The organism is Polaromonas sp. P1_E3, assembly GCF_056405935.1.
This window is the reverse complement of the sequence record NZ_JBFUBD010000589.1, coordinates 1-1,335: the sequence shown is the minus strand read 5'-3', so window position 1 is coordinate 1,335 and position 1,335 is coordinate 1. Positions and strand designations below refer to the sequence as shown.

The 1,335-nt window shown below is 56.4% G+C and carries 2 protein-coding genes; both read left to right on the top strand.

Annotated elements, in window-relative coordinates; genetic code table 11:
• A partial coding sequence (locus tag AC1D0Z_RS21960; protein ID WP_477660268.1) for a hypothetical protein occupies nt 1–1,034 on the top strand: 1,034 nt, incomplete at its 5' end.
• The coding region (locus AC1D0Z_RS21955) for a hypothetical protein (RefSeq protein ID WP_477660267.1) at nt 1,024–1,335 on the top strand (312 nt) is incomplete at its 3' end. The genes AC1D0Z_RS21960 and AC1D0Z_RS21955, both read left to right, overlap by 11 nt.

Below are 1,335 nucleotides of genomic sequence, written 5' to 3'. Positions count from 1 at the left end.
ACACAATGCTGCGCATCGCCGGTTTGGTATTTTTATGCATGCTCGCCCCTGCGCTGGCGGGCGCCAGCGAGTTCGCGGACCGCAATTTCATACAGGCAGATATGCAGGTTGCTGTTCAGACAGAGAATTTCGCGCACATTGAAAAACGTTATGCCGAAGCGACTAAAGCCAACGAACGCTTTCCCAGTGGCCAGTTCAAATCGGATGCGACGCTGTACGCTATTGAAAGGGCTATCCGGCTCGCACGGGAAACGTACGAACGCGGAATGACACCCCAGGCCCAAAAGGAGGATCCGGAAGCCCCCTTCACAGCGATGGATGAAAAAACCGCCAGGTGGCAAAAAGCCTACCCTAGCTCTTCATTGGCAGCATTCGCCCGCAGTGAAGCCTACATAAGCCATGCCTTTTTCCACCGCGGCACACGTTATGCCCGGGAAGTAGACCCGGCAAAGTGGAAGGAGTACGGCTACTACATTGAACAGGCGTATGAAGCGTTGGCTGTCAGCCAGTTGCCGAGGGACCTGCCCTGGTACAGCGGCATTCTTCAATTGGCGCCATTCGCTAGCACCGATCTTGGCGCGTTCAAGCGTCTGGTCGAAGAAGCCAGCAGCCATTACCCCAGCAACGTGGCCATTTATTCTTTTGCCAGCACGCGCTTCGAACCCAAATGGGGGGGAAGCATCGATGCGTTCGACTGGCTGGCCAACCTGGCCGCCAGCAGGAACAAAAAAGTGGACGGAATGGCCTTATACGCGGCTATGTACCAGCATTTCGCCTACTCCTCAGATTTCAAAAACAACCTGTTTACCGCAACCCGTGCGGACTGGAAAAAAATGAAGCAGGGGTATGAGGACATGGTCAAGGCCTACCCGGTCGACCAGCACCTCAACCAATACGCCTGGTTTGCCTGCCTCGCCAAGGATGCCGTGACCCTCAAGCGTGTGTTGACGCAAATCGGAGCCAATATCGACCAGACTGTCTGGAATGCAGAAACCCTGACCCGCTGCCGGAGGCTTGCAAACGATGGTAAATAGACTGGCATTGGCGTTGCTCGGCCTGATGTTGTGCAGCGCGGCCGCTGCGCAACAGACAGAGGTTTCCATGGAAGCCGAGAAGTTCCACAACGCACTCTCGCGTGACGACTATGCGGAGGTGGAGCGCCTGCATACCGACCTGATGGCAGAAAAAAAACGAAGCGCTCAAGGCGTCCTTCTTGCCGATGTGCACACAGACTTCTCGTCGCTGACCCAGTGCCATCACGTGACCGTCAGCAGCCCAACGGGCCCCGTGCAGGTACCCCGGGTGGATGCCGAAGCATGTTGGGCTTTGCAGGAG